Source organism: Sphingomonas hylomeconis (assembly GCF_025370105.1).
GTDB classification, from domain to species: domain Bacteria; phylum Pseudomonadota; class Alphaproteobacteria; order Sphingomonadales; family Sphingomonadaceae; genus Sphingomonas; species Sphingomonas hylomeconis.
Window position 1 is genome coordinate 1 of sequence record NZ_JANQBK010000019.1, and the last position, 17,880, is coordinate 17,880.

The following is a 17,880-nucleotide window of genomic DNA, read 5'->3' on the forward strand; positions in this document are numbered from 1 at the left end:
GTTGGGCGCCCGGATTGCCAGCCTGAACGTCCGGGTGTGGGCGTGAGCGGAAGATCCGCTTTCGGGATGGCGACCGAGCATGCCGGACGTCCGATTATAGGGGAACGCGGACATCAGCTTTTCGGTAAGTGTCGCCGATCCATTCGCTGATACCAGCGTATCAACTCCCAAAAGAAACTCACCGCGAGCAAGAGCGACCCCAGCATGATCCAACCCGCCATTTCGGCCTGCACGACCGAGTAAATCGGAGCGATCTCGTAAGCACGCCAGGCCATTAGGGTGGCGGCGAGCAGGGCTGCGATAGGCAAGCGCAGCGAGGGCAGGAGTATCATGGCTACCTCCGAACGAAGCCGGTTTCGCACCTTGCAGTGATGTCCGCAATTGGGCGTAAGGGGGCAGTTCCCTTTGGTGCCGCCGCTAGCGGCGCCGACGTCCGGTTATTGTGGGAAGCGGCCATTGCGCCTTGATCGTTGCCCCGGGCTTGACCCTAGGTCCCGCTTCTCATCTTGTGCCGCGATGGGCATCGGGGCGGGTGGATCTATATGATGGCCGATCGCTATGGCGGCGCCTGTATGTCGGCGTTGCCGCCGACCTGCCGGCACGCGTCCGGCAGCACCGGCTGGCGACGGATCCGACTTCTGCCAGCGCTACAGTCTGCACCGTCTAGTGTAGGCCGGCCAAACACAGTCTACTTCCGATGCCATCGCGCCCAAGAAGCGACTTAAATTGCGGCGGCGTGCATGGAAGTACGCGCTGAACGAACGCGGCATCCCGCGGAGCGGGATCGGTTTGATACGATAGCTTAGGCCGGGAAGCGGGACCCCGGGTCAAGCCCGGGGTGACGGGGGGGTGGATCGCAGGCGCAGGGTGCGTTCGACACCCACGGCGTTGCGCGCCGCCAGGTGGACCCCGGACCGTCCGGGGTGACGAGAGGAAGAACGGCTGGTTCGTCCCGAAATTCACCATCATCATTTGACGGGTATGCCACGCATCATCGCTGATCAAAGATGCCGGGTAACGTTCGCAGGGTAGGGCCAATCAGGAGCGCTTGTAGGCGTCCCGCTCGGCCTTCAGCGCCAGTTGCCGTTCGACCAGCTCGATTGCGCGCTGCACCGAGGCCTCGATCGACAGGAAGCTGGTATCCAGCAGCGCCGCATCCGGCGCCGCCACCAACGGCGCCGCGCTGCGCGTGGAATCGCGCAAATCGCGCGCCCGGATGTCGGCCAGCACCTTGTCGAGGCTGACGGTCGAGCCGTTGTCGCGCAGTTCGGCGTGGCGGCGCTTGGCGCGGATCGAGGGGGTAGCGCGGATGAACAATTTGGCGTCGGCGTCGGGCGCGATCACCGTGCCGATGTCGCGCCCGTCGAGCACCGCGCCGCCGGGCTGCGCGGCGAAGCGCTTCTGGCGGTGGAACAAGGCCGCGCGGACCAGCGGATGCGCCGAGACGATCGAGGCGAGCTTGCCGACCTCGTCGCTGCGCAGCACGGGATCGTCGAGCAAGGCATCGTCGAAATCGCAGGCGGCGACGGCATCGGCCTCGATCGTGTGATCCAGGCCAATGCGCGAAACCTTTTCGGCGACGGCGCGGTAGAGCAGCCCGGTGTCGAGCTGCGGCAGCTTGTAGTGCCGCGCCAGCGCGCGGGCGATCGTGCCCTTGCCCGAGGCAGCGGGGCCGTCGACGGCGATGATCACGATGGTACCTCGTTCGTTCCCTGAAGCGTGTCTAGCGTCGCGAAGAAGATCGGATAGCTGGTGGCGACCGGCGCGACGTCGTCGATCGTCACCGGCGCGGCGCAGACCATGCCGGCGACCGCCAGGCTCATCGCGATGCGGTGATCGAGCAGCGAGGCGATCGTGCCGCCGCCGGGCAGGGCCGCGCCACCGCTGCCGGTGATCGCCAGGCCATCGTCAAATTCTTCCGTCGCGACGCCGATCGAACCGAGTGCCGCGACCATCGCCGCGATGCGGTCCGATTCCTTGACGCGCAGCTCATGCGCGCCGCGCGCGACGGTGCGGCCGGTGGCGCAGGCAGCGGCGACGAACAGCACGGGATATTCGTCGATCATGCTCGGCGCGAGCGCGGCCGGCACGTCGATCGCGGTGAGCGGGGCATGGCGCACGCGCAGATCGGCAACCGGCTCGCCGCCGACGGTACGGGCGTCCTGTTCGGTAATGTCGGCGCCCATCATCCTGAGCGCGGTGAAGATGCCGGCGCGGGTCGGGTTGAGCCCGACATTGGTGACGACGATGTCGGAGCCCGGCACGATCGTCGCCGCGACCACCAGGAAGGCGGCGGACGAGGGATCGCCGGGCACGACGATGTGCTGTGGCTTGAGCTCCGCCTCGCCGACCAGCGAGATGATCCGGCCCTCCGCCGTCTGTTCTACGGTGAGATCGGCGCCGAAGCCGGCGAGCATGCGCTCGCTATGGTCGCGCGTCGCCACCGGCTCGATCACGCGCGTAATGCCCGGCGTGTTGAGCCCGGCGAGCAGGATCGCGGACTTGACCTGTGCCGAGGCGACGGGGAGCGTGTACGTGATCGGCACGGCGGGGTTCATCCCGCGCACCATCAGCGGCAGGCGGCCGCCCGGGCTCGACGTGATGTCTGCGCCCATTTGCGACAGCGGCTCGATCACGCGCGCCATCGGTCGCGCCGAGAGCGAAGCGTCGCCGGTGAAGGTGGCGGTGATGCCGTGGGCTGCGATCAGGCCCATCAGCAGGCGGGTCGAGGTGCCGGAATTGCCCATTTCCAGCGCTTGCGCCGGCTGCATCAGCCCGCCGACGCCGACGCCGTGGACGTGCCACACGCCGTCATCGTCGCGCGTGATCTCGGCGCCCATCTGGCGCATCGCGGCGGCGGTGGCGAGCACGTCCTCGCCTTCCAGCAATCCCTCGATCCGGCTTTCGCCGACGGCGAGCGCGCACAGCATCAGCGCGCGGTGGCTGATCGACTTGTCGCCGGGGACGTGCACGCGGCCGCGGAGCGGGCCGGAGCGATGGATCTCGCGGGGGGCGGGGACGGGGTGTGCCATGGGGCCTGCGCTTTGACAGTGCGCTTGTGCTATGGCAAGGCGCGCCCCACTTTGCTGGGCATCGCTTAGCAAACTCCCGAATTTCGAAAGGTTCTACCACGCCATGGTCAAGGCCGAATGGGGCACGAAGAGAACGTGCCCGAAATGCGCAACGCGCTTCTATGATCTGGGCAACGAAGATCCGGTCACCTGCATCGAGTGCAGCTCGACCTGGACGCCCGAGCCGATCCTGAAATCCAAGCAGCCGCTGCCGTTCGAGCAGGCCAAGCCCGAGCTGGTCAAGAAGGATGACGATCTCGCCGGCGACGACGAGGATATCGACACCGGTGAAGACGAAGAGCCCTCGCCCGACGACGAGGTCGATCTCGGCGGCGACGACGATCTCGGCGTGGAAACGCCGGTCGAGCAGGACGAGCATTAAGTTAATCGGCAAGCGGTGTTCGACACCGCTTGCCAAAGCGGCGAGGCCCGTTTAGGGGCAGCGCCTTCCCGGGGCCAACCCACCCGGGAGATGGGGCCGTAGCTCAGCTGGGAGAGCGTTCGCATGGCATGCGAAAGGTCAGGGGTTCGATCCCCCTCGGCTCCACCAATCTTCGGATTGCGCGACTAGGATCGCTCGGGATTGCCGCAGGATGGGGATCGTCCCGCCGGTCATCGCACCACCAACTATCGACTTGATCGCACCTGTCGTCGTCCGCGTCGGCGCGGCCGATGCACGTGCGTGCGACATGATCGGGCGGGCAGGCGTTCGCGATGCGCTGCGCCCGACCTCGTACGCTATCGTGCGCGTTGCTGGAACGGATGGGCCGACCGATCGTCCATGACATGGACCCAAAGCAGGATGCCCGAATGATGTCGAAGACACCGATGCAAGCCATGCCCGAGCCCGATGCCAAAGGCAGCCCCGCCGACGATGCCGAGAATGTCGGCCGCACCGGCGGCGGCGAAAGCGGCGGCGGTGCGTACAAGGATCAGGATCTGGTCGAGACCAAGCCCGGCTCGTATCAGGGCGGCCAGAGCAAGAAGGAATATCACGGGGGCGGGGATGCGGTCGCCGGGGACGACAACGTCAATGCGGTGACCGACGAAGACTAGCTGCGGCGTCATGGCGGCCGGACGTCGTGACGACGCGCGCGACGGTCGTCGCCTTGCCGGCGGTGCGGACATGCCACACCGCCCGGCTGACGGTTAGCGCTTCACCGCGGCGTATGGCGGCGATACGGTCCCCCCGACAATCATCGAGGGACCATCATGCGCAAACTCCCCTGGCTCCAAGCCGCCGCCCTGGCGTTCGCAATACCGGCCGGCCTGGCCGCGCAAATGCCGATCGTCGCGCCGGCCCCGGCGGAGGATGCCCGGCTGTACGCGTTTCTCGACAAGGAGTTTGCCGAGGAACTGCAGAACCGGCCGCAGCTTGCCACGCAGCTGGGGCTGAAGGACGGGCAGGACCGGCTCGACGACAATAGCGACGCCGCGGCACTGCGGCGGCTGGATTGGCGCCGTGCCAGCGTGGCGCGGATGAAGGCCGGGTTCGATCGGGCCAAGCTCTCGCCCGATGCGCAGGTGAATTACGACATCTGGGCGCTGGAGCTCGACCGCGCCGAGCTGGGCTATCGGTTCCGCCTGCAGGCGCCGCCTTTCTATTCCTTCCTGTATTCGGCGCATGCGCAACTGCCGAACTTCCTGATCAACACGCATACCGTGCAGGATGCTGGCGATATGCGCGCCTATGCCGCGCGCCTGCGGGCGATAACGGCGGTGCTCGACACCGCGATCCAGCAAAGCCGCGCAGCCGACGCCGCCGGCGTGCGGGCGCCGAAATTCCAGATCGAGCGCGTCATCACCGGCAGCCACGCGATCGTCACCGGTGCGCCGTTCGACGATGGCGCGGCCTCGCCGCTCTGGGCCGACGCCCAAGCCAAGGTCGCCAAGCTGCAGACGGGGGGCAAGCTCGACGCGGCCGCGGCGGCGACGCTGCTCGCCGACACGCGCGCGGCATTGCTGACGATCAAGCCGGCCTATGACCGGGTGATCGCCTGGGCACAGGCGGACCTGGCGCGCGCGCCGAGCGGACGCGTCGGCGCGCTGACGCTGCCCGACGGCGCCGCCTGGTATGCGGCCGCACTGAAGCTCAACACCACCACCGACCTGAGCGCCGATCAGATCCACCAGATCGGCCTGGCCGAAGTGAAGCGGATCGAGGGTGAGCAGGATGCGCTCGCCCGGACCGCCGGGTTGAAGGATCGTGAGGCCTTTTACGCGGACATCGCCCGCCGTTTTCCGGTGGTGCCGTGGAACGACACGCTGCGCGCGAAATATCTGAAGGACGCCAATGCCGCGCTCGCCTTCAACCGCACGTTGCTGCCGCGCTATTTCGGCAAGGTGCCGGTCCATGCGATGGAGGTGATCCGCGAGCCGTCGTTCAGCGAAGTCGCCGGTGGCGCAGCGCATGCCGCGGGCCCGAGCCGCGACGGGGCCCGGCCCGGCCGCGTCTATGTCCACCTGCTCGGCACCACCGATACGACGCCGCCCTCGGCATTGCGCGACCTGATGTGCCACGAAGGCGTGCCGGGCCATGTCATGCAGGGCGATATCCAGGTCGGCCAAAGCGGTGGGCCGAAATTCCGCCAGAGCGCGCGCTATGTCGCGTTCGGCGAAGGGTGGGGCCTCTATGCCGAGGCGCTGTGCAAGGAAATGGGCGCGTTCCCTGAGGCATCCGACGATTTCATGCGATTGGACGCGGAGCTGTTCCGCGCCGCGCGGCTGGTGGTCGATACCGGCATCCATGCCAAGGGTTGGACCGAGCAGCAGGCGATCGACTATATCGTCAACATTGGCCGCGCCTCGCCGGACCAGGGCCAGTCCGAAGTCCGCCGCTACATCACCCTGCCGGGGCAGGCGACCGGCTACAAGATCGGCATGCTCAAGATCGTCGAGCTGCGCCGCAAGGCCGAGCGCGACCTCGGCGCGAAGTTCGACCTGCGCGGCTTTCACGATCTGCTGATCGGCTCGGGCTCCCTGCCGCTGCCGGTGCTCGAACGGCAGGTCGATCGCTGGATCGCCGCCCGTCGCGCGAGCTGATGCAGAATGAACCGATGGCGGTAACGCCAGGCCAGGGCACCCGCGCCGGCCAGCGCTCGGACACGGAAAAGGCTTGCATGGCACCCTGGCAGTTCTGGATCGATCGCGGCGGCACGTTTACCGACGTGGTGGCGCGGACGCCCGATGGCGAAACCGTGACGGTCAAATTGCTGTCGGAAGACCCCGAACGCTATGCCGATGCGGCGGTCGAGGCGATCCGGCGGCTGACCGGGGGCCGAGACGTGCCGCTGGAACTCCGCATCGGCACGACCATCGCCACCAACGCCCTGCTCGAACGCAAGGGCGAGCCGACGCTGCTGGCGATCACGCGCGGCTTCGGCGATGCGCTGGTCATCGGGCATCAGGAGCGCGCGGATATTTTCGCGCGCGACCTGACGCGCCCGGCCCCGTTGTTCGCGCGCGTCGTGGAGATCGACGAGCGGACCGCGGCGGACGGCCGGGTGATGGCGCCGCTCGATCGCGGTGCGGCTTATGCCGGTCTGCAGGACGCCTATGATCGCGGGTTGCGATCGATCGCCATCGTGCTGATGCACGGCTATCGCTTCGCGGATCACGAGACGGCGCTGGCGGAGCTCGCGGCGCAGATCGGGTTCGAGCAGATCTCGGTCAGCCACCGGGTCGCGCCGCTGATCAAGCTGATCGGGCGCGGCGATACGACCTTGGTCGACGCCTATCTGTCGCCGGTGCTCGATCGCTATGTCGAAGGGCTGAGCGCGGCGCTGGGGCAGAGCGCGCTGTTCATGCAATCGTCGGGCGGGCTCGTCGATGGCGCGCATTTCCGCGGCAAGGATGCCATATTGTCCGGGCCGGCGGGTGGCATCGTCGGCATGGCGGCGACCGCGCGCGAGGCCGGATTCGATCGGGTGATCGGCTTCGACATGGGCGGGACCTCGACCGACGTGTCGCATTATGCCGGTAGCTATGAACGCGACACCGAGACGCTGATCGCCGGCGCGCGCATCCGGGCGCCGATGCTGCGCATCCATACCGTCGCGGCGGGCGGCGGATCGATCTGCCGGTTCGACGGGCAGCGCTTGCTGGTCGGGCCGGAGAGCGCCGGCGCGGTGCCGGGCCCGGCCTGTTATCGCCGCGGCGGCCCGCTGACCGTGACCGACTGCAACGTCATGCTCGGCAAGCTGCGCCCCGACTTCTTTCCCGCGCTGTTCGGGGCCGGGGGTGACCAGCCGCTCGACCGCGCCGCGGTGACGGCGCGCTTCGCCGACCTGCCGCTCGACGCGCAGGATGCCGCCGAGGGGTTCGTTGCCGTGGCGGTCGCCAATATGGCCAATGCGATCCGCAAGATCTCCGTGGCGCGCGGCCATGACGTGACGCGTTACACGCTCGCCTGCTTCGGCGGCGCGGGCGGGCAGCACGCCTGTCTCGTCGCCGATGCGCTCGGGATGGACCGGGTGATGATCCACCCGCTCGCCGGGGTCCTCTCCGCTTATGGCATGGGGCTGGCCGACCGGCGCGTGCTGCGCGAGAAGACGCTGGGCGTCGGGATCGACGCGCGCGAGACGGTCAGCGCCGCGATCGAGGCGCTGGCGCGCGCCGCGGGCGACGATCTGGCCGCGCAGGGCATCGATCGCGGGAGTATCGTGGTCGAGCGGCGCGTGCATCTGCGGCGGGGTCAGACCGAGCATACGATCGAGCTGGACTGGGCCGATACGCCCGCGATGGTCGCGGCGTTCGACGCCGCGCATGTCGCGCAATTCGGCTTTGCCAGCACGCAGCCGCTGATCGTCGATCGGCTCGTGGCGGAAGCGATCGCGGCGAGCGCGTCGGCGCAGACGAAGCTGATCGACCGGGCGGGAGCGGCCGCCGCGGCGATGGCGGTGGTCCCGGTCCACATGGCCGGGGCGTGGCACGATACGCCCGTCTGGGCCCGCGACGGCCTGCCCGCCGGGCATCGGCTCGACGGGCCGGCGCTGATCATCGATCCCGTCTCCACCACGGTCGTCGAACCGGATTGGGGCGCGCGGGTCGACACGATCGGCAACCTCATCCTCGAGCGCCGATCGGCCCGCCGCGCCGCAAGCATCGGCACCGCCAGCGATCCCACCCGGCTGGCGATCTTCGCCGGCCTGTTCATGAGCATCGCCGAGGAAATGGGCGCGGCGCTGCAGCGCTCGGCCGCCTCGGTCAACATCCGCGAGCGGCTCGATTTCTCCTGCGCGCTGTTCGATGCGTCGGGCAACCTCGTCGCCAACGCGCCGCATATCCCGGTGCATCTCGGCTCGATGGGCGAGAGCATCCGCACGATCATTACCGCGCGCGGGGGCAATGCGGATGGGCGCGGCATCCGTCGCGGCGATGCCTATGCGCTCAACGCGCCCTATCGCGGCGGCACGCACCTGCCCGACATCACCGTGATCATGCCGGTCTTCGCGGAAGACAGCGACACGCCCGATTGGTTCGTCGCGGCGCGCGGCCACCATGCCGATGTTGGCGGGATCACGCCGGGATCGATGCCGCCCGACAGCGTCTCGGTCGAGCAGGAAGGCGTGTTGCTCGACGATGTGCTGGTGGTCGACGAAGGGCGGTTCCTGGACGCCGAACTGCGCGCGCTGTTCGCCGGCGGCGCCTATCCCGCGCGCAACATCGACCAGAATATCACCGACCTCGCCGCGCAGCTTGCCGCCTGCACCAGGGGGGCTGCCGGGCTGGCGCGGATTGTCGGCGAGTACGGCGCGGACGTGGTCAGCGCCTATATGGAGCATGTCCAGGCCAATGCCGACGCCGCCGTGCGCCGGCTGATCGCGCGGCTCGATGATGGTGCCTTCGCCTATGAGATGGATGACGGCGCGGTGGTGCGCGTCGCCGTCCGCGTCGACCGCGCGGCGGGCACGATGACGATCGATTTCGCCGGTACCAGCGCGCAGCGCCCGAACAATTTCAACGCCCCGGTGTCGATCGTCCGCGCGGCGGTACTGTACGTGATGCGCGTGCTGGTGGACGAGGAAGTGCCGCTCAACGACGGGTGCCTGCGCGGCGTGACGATCCGCGTACCCGAAGGCTCGATGCTCAACCCGCGCTTCCCGGCGGCGGTGGTGGCGGGCAATGTCGAGACCAGCCAGGTCGTCACCGACGCTTTGTTCGGCGCGCTCGGCGCGATGGCGGCGAGCCAGGGCACGATGAACAACTTCACCTTCGGCGACGATACCTATCAATATTACGAGACGATCGCCGGCGGATCGGGCGCCGGGCCGATGTATGACGGGACGCCGGTGATCCAGACGCACATGACCAACAGCCGGCTGACCGATCCCGAGATCTTCGAGACGTGCTTTCCGGTGCTGCTCGAGGAATTCTCGATTCGGCGCGGTTCGGGCGGGACGGGCGCGCACCGGGGCGGCGCCGGCGGCACGCGGCGGGTGCGTTTCCTGGCTGAGATGACCGCCTGTATTCTCGCCAATCGGCGCCGCGTGCCGCCGTTCGGGCTCGACGGCGGAGCGGACGGCGAGGCCGGCGCGACGCGCGTCGAACGCGCCGACGGCGCGATCGAACGGCTCGGCTCGACCGCCAAGGTGGACATGCAGGCCGGCGACGTGTTCGTCATCGACACGCCCGGCGGCGGCGGATTCGGAGAGGCCTGATGCTCGTTCTTGCCGGTATCGCCGTCATCGTCGCGGGCTTCCTGCTGCGCTTCAACCCGCTGCTGGTGGTCGCCGTCTCGGCGCTGGTCACCGGGCTGGCGGCCGGGCTGGATCCGCTCGCCATCCTCGCCGCGTTCGGCAAGGCGTTCAACGCCAACCGCTATGTCAGCGCGATCTACATCGTGCTGCCGGTGATCGGTCTGCTCGAACGGCACGGGCTGCAGGAACGCGCGCGCGGCACGATCGCCGCGCTGAAGGGGGCCACGGTCGGGCGGCTGCTGATCGGCTATCTGCTGTTCCGCCAGATCACCGCCGCGCTCGGCCTGACCTCGATCGCCGGGCCGGCGCAGAGCGTGCGCCCGCTGGTCGCGCCGATGGCGCAGGCGGCGGCGGAGCGGCAGGGCGTGCCGCCCGGCGGCGATGCGATCCCGGCGATGGCGGCGGCGACCGACAATATCGGGCTGTTCTTCGGCGAGGACATCTTCATCGCGATCGGATCGATCCTGCTGATGAAGGGCGTGCTGGAAGGCTATGGCATCACGATCCAGCCGCTGCATTTGTCGCTCTGGGCGATCCCGACCGCGATCGCCGCGTTGCTGATCCATGGCGGGCGGCTGTGGTGGCTCGATCGCCGGCTGGCGCGCAGCGCATGATCGGCACCAACTTCATCTACGCCGTCGCCGGGCTGATGTTCGCAGGCTTCGCTGTGCTCAGCGCAATCGATCGCGACAATCCCAAACGCTTCGGCAATGCCGGCTTCTACGCGTTGCTCGGCGTCAGTTTCCTGTTCGGCGACCGGATCGGCGATATCGGCAACGGCGTGCTCGTGCTGGGCCTGGTCGCGATTGCCGGGACCGGCGCGATGGGTCGCGGCGCGCGGGGCACCACCGGGCCGGTCGAGCGCCAGGCCGAGGCGACTGCGCGCGGCAACCGGTTGTTCCTGCCCGCCCTGGTCATCCCGGCGACGGCCTTGCTCGGCACGCTGGCGTTCACGGCGGTGCCGGCGCTGGTCGATCCCAAGCAGATCACGCTCGTCGCGCTGACCTGCGGCGTGATCCTCGCGCTGGGGATCGGCTATGCCTGGTTCCGGCCGCGCCCCGCCACGCCGTTTGCCGAGGGGCTGCGGCTGATGGACAGCGTGGGGTGGGCGGCGGTGCTGCCGCAGATGCTGGCCAGCCTCGGCGCGGTGTTCGCGCTCGCCGGCGTCGGGCAGGTGGTGGGCGGCATTGCCGGCGCGGCGATCCCCGACGGCAGCCTGATCGGCGCGGTCCTGGTCTATGCGCTGGGCATGGCGGCGTTCACGATGGTGATGGGCAACGCCTTCGCCGCCTTCCCGGTGATGTTCGCCGCGGTCGCGATGCCGCTGCTGATCGGGCGCTATGGCGGCGATCCGGCGGTGATCGCGGCGATCGGCATGCTCGCCGGATTCTGCGGCACGCTGATGACGCCGATGGCGGCGAACTTCAATCTCGTGCCCGCCGCCTTGCTCGATCTCAAGGACAAGAGCGCGGTGATCCGCGCGCAGGTGCCGACCGCCTTGCCGCTGCTCGCCGTCAATATCGTCTTGCTCTACTGGCTGGGATTCCGCTGATGCTCGATGCCGATACCGCCGCGCGCTTCGCGCAACTCACGCTCGGGCATTTGACGCGCGAATGGCCATACAAGCTCGATCAGATCCTCACCGGCCCGGACGATCTCGCGCGCCCCAGCACGCTGCATCCAATCTTCCACGGCAGTTTCGACTGGCACAGTTGCGTGCATGGCTGGTGGCAGGTGATGCGGCTGGCGCGGCTGTTCCCGGAAATGGCCGCGACGCCGGCGATCGAGGCGCTGGCGGATCGCATGCTGGTGGCGGACCGGGTGGCGGGGGAACTGGCCTATCTCGACCGGCCGATGACCGGCGGGTTCGAGCGGCCGTACGGCTGGGGCTGGCTGCTGGCGCTGCACGATGAACTGGCGCTGCGCCCCGATCGGCCCTGGGCGACGGCGCTGGAGCCGCTCGCGCGGGCCTTTGCCCAGCGCTTCGCCGCCTATCTGCCCAAGCTTGCCTATCCGGTGCGCAGCGGCAAGCACGACAGCACCGCGTTCGCGCTGATCCATGCGCTGCGCTGGGCGCGCACGCACGATGCGGTGCTGGCGGGGCTGATCGAGGCGCGATCGCAGGGCTGGTTCGGCGCGGACCGCGATGCGCGCCCGTGGGAGCCGAGCGGCGAGGATTTCCTCTCCGCCACCCTGTGCGAGGCGGTGTTGATGCAGGACGTGCTGGGGACGGCATTCGCGCCCTGGCTTGCCGCGTTCATGCCGGATCCCAGCGGCCCGTCGATCGCCTGCCTGCGCACCCCCGCCACGGTTTCGGATCGCAGCGACGGACGGCTCGCGCATCTCGACGGGCTGAACCTGGCGCGCGCCTGGTGCTGGCGCAGCCTCGCGGGCGACCTGCCCGATCCCGCCGCTGCCCGCGCCACCGCCGACGCGCATCTTGCCGCCGCGCTGCCGCATCTCGCCGACGATTATATGGGCGAGCACTGGCTGGCGACGTTCGCGCTGCTCGCGATCACCGCCTGAGGAAAGGCGGGGGCGTCAGGCGCGGACCTTCTGGCCCGTCCGGACGGCCTATCTGGCCGGCTGCAACATGCCGTGCATGTCGAGCCAGCGGACGAAGGCGTCGAACCAGCCGGTGCTGGTGGTATCCTTGCGATACATGCCGAAGCCGTGCCCGCCCTGTTCGTAGAGGTGGAACTCCACCGGGCGCCCGGCGGCTTTCCAGGCGTCGATGAGGCCAAAGCCGCTATGCGCGAAAAAGGGATCGTCGGCTGCCAGGGCGACGAACAGCGGCGGGGCGTTTGCCGGGACCGTGACGCGGTCGAGCGGACCGTAGATATCTGCGATGAAGGCCGGTCTGGCATCCTGGCCCGCCAGGGTGGTCGCCATGGTCAGCATCGCGCCGGCGGAAAACCCGATCATGCCGATGCGGTTCGGATCGACGTGCCATTCGGCCGCGCGGCGGCGGATGAGCGCGAACGCAGCGCGCGAATCGGTGATCTGCCGCGCGAGGTCCGCCATAATCGCGTCCATAACGGGCCGCGGCGGGCGCGCGGCGGTCGTCGAGAACATTTCCGCCATCGAGCGCTCGAAGCCCGGCATGTCGCGCGGGGTCTGCTTCAGACGGTATTTCAGCACGAACGCGGCGACCCCCTTGGCCGCCAGCGCCCTGGCCACGTCCCAGCCTTCATTCTCCATCGACAGCGTGCGGAAGCCGCCGCCGGGGGCGACGATCACCGCCGTCCCGCTGGCCCTGGCCGGATCGGGCAGGAAGGGCGTCACCGTGGCGACGACGACGTTGCGCGCGAACAGGCTGCCATATTGGCGGTGCCAGGATTCGGGCGCCGCCGCACCGGCCAGCGTGCCGGTGCCGAGCGCGATCGCGGTCGGTTGCGCCGGGGTCGCAATCGGGGTCATGGCATCGTCCCGCGCCTGTGCCGGCACAGACAAAGCGAACGCCACGGCCAGACCGCTTCTGGCGATGAAGGCGGACAACAGCCTGTGGGTCGGGATTTTCGTGCGCCGTTCCATCATCGTCACTCCCTCTCGTGTTTTCAGCGGATGGTCACTTTTGCGGCGTCGCGCGCGAGCCGGGTGCCGGCATTGGCCAGCGCGATGTACATGGCGCCCTCCGGGACGACATATTCGTTCTCGCCCCAGAAGAACGGCCAGTCGTCGCGGGCTTCGGGATAATCGGGCTTGAGCAGCAGCACGCCGGGCACGACGCCGCCGGGGATGAAGGAGAAGTCCGCGCGGTTGCTGCCATAGGCGACTTCCTTGGACACGGCGCCGACGCCGGAGACGAAGGAGCGATCCGAGGCCGGATGATGCCCGTGCAGAAAGTCGAGCGCGCGGAAGACGGGCGCCGCATCGACCAGATCGGGAAAGGCCCGGTTGAGCGCGAAGGCGGTGAGGCCGAAGTTCAGCACCGCGCCGCTGCCTGCCCAGCCGCCGCTGGTGATCGGCACGCCGAACGGATTGGCGCGCATTGCCGCGCGCGCGGTGGCCGCCCATGCCCGCGCACTCGGCTCGAGCTGGCTGCGGTAGCTTGGCGGCATGTAGGGAATGGCTTTCGCCATGACCGTCGCCATGGACGCGAAGCTGCCGAGCATCGCCGGGGTGAGCGCCTGGACCCGATCGGCATAGCGTTGGTCGCCGGTCGCGGCGAGCAGTTCGACGGCGGCGGTGAACTCCTCCATTTCGAGCGGACCGCCGGTCGTGTTGCCGTGGTTGAACAGGTCGGGCGCATGGCCGTGTTCGTCGGCCCAGATCTTCACGGCGAGATCCAGGCAGCGCCTGGCGAAGACGGGGTCACGGTCCTTCCAGGCGCGAAAGGTGGCGGCAAGCGCGGCGGCCGATCCGTAATCGAGCGCGGAGGCCTTGCTGGTGAAGGCCCAGCGATCGTCCGGCGTGCCGCTGCGGCTGCCCCTGCTGTCGTCGGCGCGCTCATACGGCTTCAGACGGGGATCGTAGACCAGCCCGTCGGTCTTGCTCGCCGCGTCGCCGAGATGCGTGTACTGGCCGACATCGGGCTCGACGATGCCGTGAATGGCATGGCCGACCGCATCGTGCTGCGCGAGCAGCTGCAGGCTGCCGTGGCGGATCTGCTGCAGGATGTCGGGCGTGCCGTCGGGCAGATGCATCTCGACCCGCCGCGCCGGCCAGTCGACCGACACGGTATCGCGATCGATCCCGAACGTTTCCCATGTGTCGACGAGCTGTCGCACGACCTGGTACTGGGTCTGGGTACGGATGTCGAAATCGCCCGCGTCGAGCCAGCCGCCGACCGCCAGCCCGGGAATATGGTCGCCGGGCTTGAACGGCGTGTCGGTGGTGGGGCCCTGGCGGTACAGATCGATATGCTCGTGGTTGAGCGGCGCCTGGCGGGCATCGTCGCGGTGCGAATCGCCATGCCACACGCGGTACGCCTCGTTCACCGCGACATGATCCATGGCGATCGGGAAATAGACGTCGTTGGTCAGGTTCCAGACGGTCTGCAGCACGCCGGGCGCAATCGGGAAGGGCGCGGTTCTGATGCCGCCATAGTCGATCGCGTAGGTGCCGGGCGCGGTCACCGTGCTGAAATCGAGCTGCACGTAGCGGTAGCGCAGGTAATTGCCCCAGGCGCGCGCCAGGGCGGTGGCGACCGGCGCGAACCGGCCCGCATCGTCCAGCTTGAGCAGGCGCGGCTGCAGCGCGCGGCGGTCGTCGCGATCGAGCTCGATCGTCGCGACCTTCGCGCCGGTCGGCGTGTAGCCGATCTGGGAATGGCCGATCACCGGCGGCCGGAGCCAGCCGGGCATGCTGTGCGCGTCGAGCGTCCATTCGAGCACGCGGCCGGTGCGCCCGGCGGGCAACAGCTGGCGGACCACGAACCAGCCATTCTGCGCCTGATTGCGCCCGTCGAACAGCGCGAGGCTGCCGTCCCGCGTGGCGATGCCGACGCGGCGCGCGGGATCCTCGGGTGCCAGCAACAGGCGGCGCCCGGTGGCGAACGGCAGCGGCTCGGCGCCCGGGCCGTCGCTGCGCCCGCTCGCCGCATTGCGCGCGGCCGTGCGCTGCATCGCATCGGCCGGATAGCGGGGAAACAGCGCGGGGCGGCCGTCCGCCACATAGCTGTGGTGGAAATAGGCCGAGGGCACGAATTCCAGGTTCAGCCCTGCCTTGCCGACCTGCGCGGCGGGGAGCGGCCGATCCAGCAATACCGACAGCACGACCGATCCGCCGCGCCGCTCCGCGCGCACCGTGTATTGGAAGTCGGGATATTGCATCACCGCTTCGATCACGCCGGTAGCCTTGTCGACATGGCGGCGGACAAAGGCGGCGGCGGGATCCCATTGCCCTGGGGTGGCGGCCAGGCGGACATCGCCGTTGGTGGCCGTGCGCACGCCCTGCTGGATGAGCTCGACGCCGCTGATCTTGGCATCGGCGAAGAGGCCTTCGTTGATGTTCGAAAAGACCAGCCAGTTGACGCCCGGCGCCTCGAAATAGTCGGCGCGATCGAGACGCAGCGTGGTCTGCGCCGTGGCCGGCATCGCCGATGCCATGAGCATGGCCGCGAGCAGGGCCTGGCGAGGTATGGGCATCGGCAATCCTCTCATTTTTCTCTTATTGAGAGCGCTACCATAAAGAATCGGCGATGCTTGGCAATATGACCCTGCCGCGTGACCTTATGGGAGGCGAGGCCGCCGGAGCGCTTGCGTGTGGCGGTCGATGATGGCCGCTAACATGGCCCCGCGTGGTGCTCAGGCCGCGTCGGCCGCCTGCGTCGTCCAGCCGAGCCGCGGGATGGTGATCGAGCGCTTGCCGGCGAGATCGATCCGCGTGACGAACATGTTGCGGCCCTCGATATAGCTCATCACGCGGCGCGCGCGTCCGAGCGAGCTGGTGCCGTAGATCCGCGCCACGTCCTGATCGGTCGGGCACAGTTCGCCGTCGCGCGCGGCGCGGGCGATCAGCAGGAAGGCGCCGAGCATGTCGTCCGGCAGATCCTGCGCGATCTCGATCACCGGCGCCCATTCGTCGTCGAGCCCGTCGAAGATGCCGGCGCGCGCCGCCGCCAGCCGCCGCGCGAAGGCGGAAAGATCGAGCGGTGCGCGGGCCACGCCGACCATGCGGCAGCGCACCTGGAAATCCTGGAACAGCACCGCGGCCGAGCGCGTCGCCGCCTCGTCGTCGGCGACGATCGCGCGCAGCACATCGGCCACGACCTGCTCGGCATCGATCTCGGGCTGGTCGGGCAGCGTGGAGGGGGTGGGGGCAGGGGGCGTGTCCTCGGCCATGTCGCCCAGCACCTGTTCGACCGGGGCCGGCTTCGGCGCGCGTGCAGGCATGACGAACTGCGGCTGCTCCGCCTCGGCCGCCAGCATGTTCTGCATATCGCGGCCGGCCGAGTTGGGCAGCGGGGTGAGGATCGGGCTGCCGCTGCGTGCGGAAGTTTCGACCGCGCCGATGCGGATCGCGACCGGGCGGCGCGACACGGCCGGGCCGAGCGCCAGGAAGGTGCCGCGCGCGAGATCGCGGATCGCCTCGGCCTGGCGCCGCTCCATGCCGAGCAGGTCGGCCGCGCGCGCCATGTCGATATCGAGGAAGGTGCGGCCCATCAGGAAGTTCGAGGCTTCGGCGGCGACGTTCTTGGCCAGTTTGGCCAGCCGCTGCGTGGCGATGACGCCGGCCAGGCCGCGCTTGCGCCCACGGCACATGAGATTGGTCATCGCCGCGAGCGAGGCCTTGCGGACGTCCTCCGCGACGTCGCCGCCGACCGACGGCGCGAACACCTGCGCCTCGTCGACGATCACCAATGCGGGATACCAATGTTCGCGCGGCGCATCGAACAGCGCGCCCAGGAAGGCCGCGGCACAGCGCATCTGCCCCTCGGCATCCAGCCCTTCCAGATCGAGCACGACCGAGGCGCGCGCCTCGCGGCAGCGCACGGCGAAGCGCACGATCTCGACCACCGAATAATTCACCGCCTCGACCACGACATGGCCGTACGGCCCGGCGAGCGTGACGAAATCGCCTTCGGGGTCAATGATGATCTGCTGGACATGGCCGGCGCTCTTTTCGAGCAGCCGGCGCAGCAGATGCGATTTACCCGAGCCGGAATTGCCCTGCACCAGCAGACGGGTGGCGAGGAGTTCCTCGAGGTCCATGGACACGGGATTGCCCCCCGAATCCATCCCCATATCCACCTGTACCGTCATTCGCGCTGCTGTGGCCGATGCGGGCAGGCGGGGGCAAGAGGCAAGGCGCATCGCCAGCACGCTTTGCGCCGGACGCGGCGATTAACCGTACGGCGTCCCATCGCAGTACAGCCTTAACCACCCTCGGCCTTGGCGAATTCGTAAACAGGTTGTTAACTCTGGCGTATGCCCAGCCCGAGTCTCCCGCTTATCCCGCCCCGCCATCCGATCCGTGCCCGGCTGGTCCGCGCGCCGCGCGTCAAGACGGCCAATCCCGACGACAGCGATCTCAAGCTGTTCGCGCTGAGCTTCACCGCCTTCTTCATCTGCATCTACACGCTGATCTTTTGACGCGGCATACCCGGCGCGACGAGATCCGAACTACCTGAATATTGTCATTCGGGACCCGACTGGGGATCCATCGTG

14 protein-coding genes and 1 tRNA gene are annotated in these 17,880 nt (G+C 68.8%); 9 read left to right on the plus strand and 6 right to left on the minus strand.

Annotated elements, in window-relative coordinates; genetic code table 11:
• Nucleotides 1-113: 113 nt before the first annotated feature.
• From NV401_RS17425 to aroA, 3 genes are all read right to left on the minus strand, one after another.
• Nucleotides 114-332, minus strand: coding sequence for a hypothetical protein (locus NV401_RS17425; protein WP_261295731.1), 219 nt, complete (start codon nucleotides 330-332; stop codon nucleotides 114-116).
• A gap of 706 nt (nucleotides 333-1,038) precedes the next feature.
• The gene (gene cmk, locus NV401_RS17430) at nucleotides 1,039-1,692 is read right to left on the minus strand and encodes a (d)CMP kinase (RefSeq protein WP_261295732.1); all 654 of its coding nucleotides are present in this window, start codon (nucleotides 1,690-1,692) and stop codon (nucleotides 1,039-1,041) included.
• Nucleotides 1,689-3,032, minus strand: a complete 1,344-nt coding sequence (gene aroA / locus NV401_RS17435) for a 3-phosphoshikimate 1-carboxyvinyltransferase (RefSeq protein ID WP_261295733.1) — start codon at nucleotides 3,030-3,032, stop codon at nucleotides 1,689-1,691. The genes cmk and aroA overlap by 4 nt, the downstream gene beginning before the upstream one ends.
• Nucleotides 3,033-3,135: 103 nt before the next feature.
• Here aroA and NV401_RS17440 point away from each other — a divergent pair, with 103 nt between their 5' ends.
• The 8 genes from NV401_RS17440 (at nucleotide 3,136) to NV401_RS17475 (ending at nucleotide 12,295) form a co-directional block, all read left to right on the plus strand.
• Entirely contained in the window at nucleotides 3,136-3,453 is a 318-nt protein-coding gene (locus NV401_RS17440; protein ID WP_261295734.1) for an FYDLN acid domain-containing protein, read from the plus strand.
• A 92-nt stretch (nucleotides 3,454-3,545) separates the two neighbouring features.
• Nucleotides 3,546-3,621, plus strand: a tRNA-Ala gene (locus NV401_RS17445).
• Nucleotides 3,622-3,881: 260 nt separating this feature from the next.
• Nucleotides 3,882-4,127 carry a hypothetical protein gene (locus NV401_RS17450; RefSeq protein WP_261295735.1) on the plus strand — a complete coding sequence of 82 codons (246 nt, stop codon included), beginning with the start codon at nucleotides 3,882-3,884 and terminating at the stop codon, nucleotides 4,125-4,127.
• A gap of 156 nt (nucleotides 4,128-4,283) precedes the next feature.
• Complete coding sequence (locus NV401_RS17455) at nucleotides 4,284-6,113, plus strand: DUF885 domain-containing protein (protein ID WP_261295736.1); 1,830 nt, start codon at nucleotides 4,284-4,286, stop codon at nucleotides 6,111-6,113.
• Nucleotides 6,114-6,190: 77 nt separating this feature from the next.
• The gene (locus NV401_RS17460) at nucleotides 6,191-9,730 is read left to right on the plus strand and encodes a hydantoinase B/oxoprolinase family protein (RefSeq protein ID WP_261295737.1); all 3,540 of its coding nucleotides are present in this window, start codon (nucleotides 6,191-6,193) and stop codon (nucleotides 9,728-9,730) included.
• Nucleotides 9,730-10,383, plus strand: coding sequence for a DUF969 domain-containing protein (locus NV401_RS17465; protein ID WP_261295738.1), 654 nt, complete (start codon nucleotides 9,730-9,732; stop codon nucleotides 10,381-10,383). The genes NV401_RS17460 and NV401_RS17465 overlap by 1 nt, the downstream gene beginning before the upstream one ends.
• The gene (locus NV401_RS17470) at nucleotides 10,380-11,321 is read left to right on the plus strand and encodes a DUF979 domain-containing protein (RefSeq protein WP_261295739.1); all 942 of its coding nucleotides are present in this window, start codon (nucleotides 10,380-10,382) and stop codon (nucleotides 11,319-11,321) included. Before NV401_RS17465 ends, NV401_RS17470 begins: the two co-directional genes overlap by 4 nt.
• Nucleotides 11,321-12,295, plus strand: coding sequence for a DUF2891 domain-containing protein (locus NV401_RS17475; RefSeq protein ID WP_261295740.1), 975 nt, complete (start codon nucleotides 11,321-11,323; stop codon nucleotides 12,293-12,295). Before NV401_RS17470 ends, NV401_RS17475 begins: the two co-directional genes overlap by 1 nt.
• Nucleotides 12,296-12,343: 48 nt before the next feature.
• Here the strand turns inward: NV401_RS17475 and NV401_RS17480 are convergent, their stop codons facing one another.
• The 3 genes from NV401_RS17480 to NV401_RS17490 form a co-directional block, all read right to left on the minus strand.
• A complete protein-coding gene (locus tag NV401_RS17480; RefSeq protein WP_261295741.1) occupies nucleotides 12,344-13,303 on the minus strand; it encodes an alpha/beta hydrolase in 960 nt (319 codons plus the stop codon).
• A gap of 23 nt (nucleotides 13,304-13,326) precedes the next feature.
• Complete coding sequence (locus NV401_RS17485) at nucleotides 13,327-15,858, minus strand: glycoside hydrolase family 9 protein (RefSeq protein ID WP_261295742.1); 2,532 nt, start codon at nucleotides 15,856-15,858, stop codon at nucleotides 13,327-13,329.
• 159 nt (nucleotides 15,859-16,017) lie between these two features.
• Complete coding sequence (locus NV401_RS17490) at nucleotides 16,018-17,475, minus strand: ATP-binding protein (RefSeq protein WP_261295743.1); 1,458 nt, start codon at nucleotides 17,473-17,475, stop codon at nucleotides 16,018-16,020.
• A gap of 165 nt (nucleotides 17,476-17,640) precedes the next feature.
• Between NV401_RS17490 and NV401_RS17495 the strand changes: the two genes are divergently transcribed.
• Nucleotides 17,641-17,805, plus strand: coding sequence for a hypothetical protein (locus NV401_RS17495; RefSeq protein ID WP_261295744.1), 165 nt, complete (start codon nucleotides 17,641-17,643; stop codon nucleotides 17,803-17,805).
• Nucleotides 17,806-17,880: the final 75 nt, after the last annotated feature.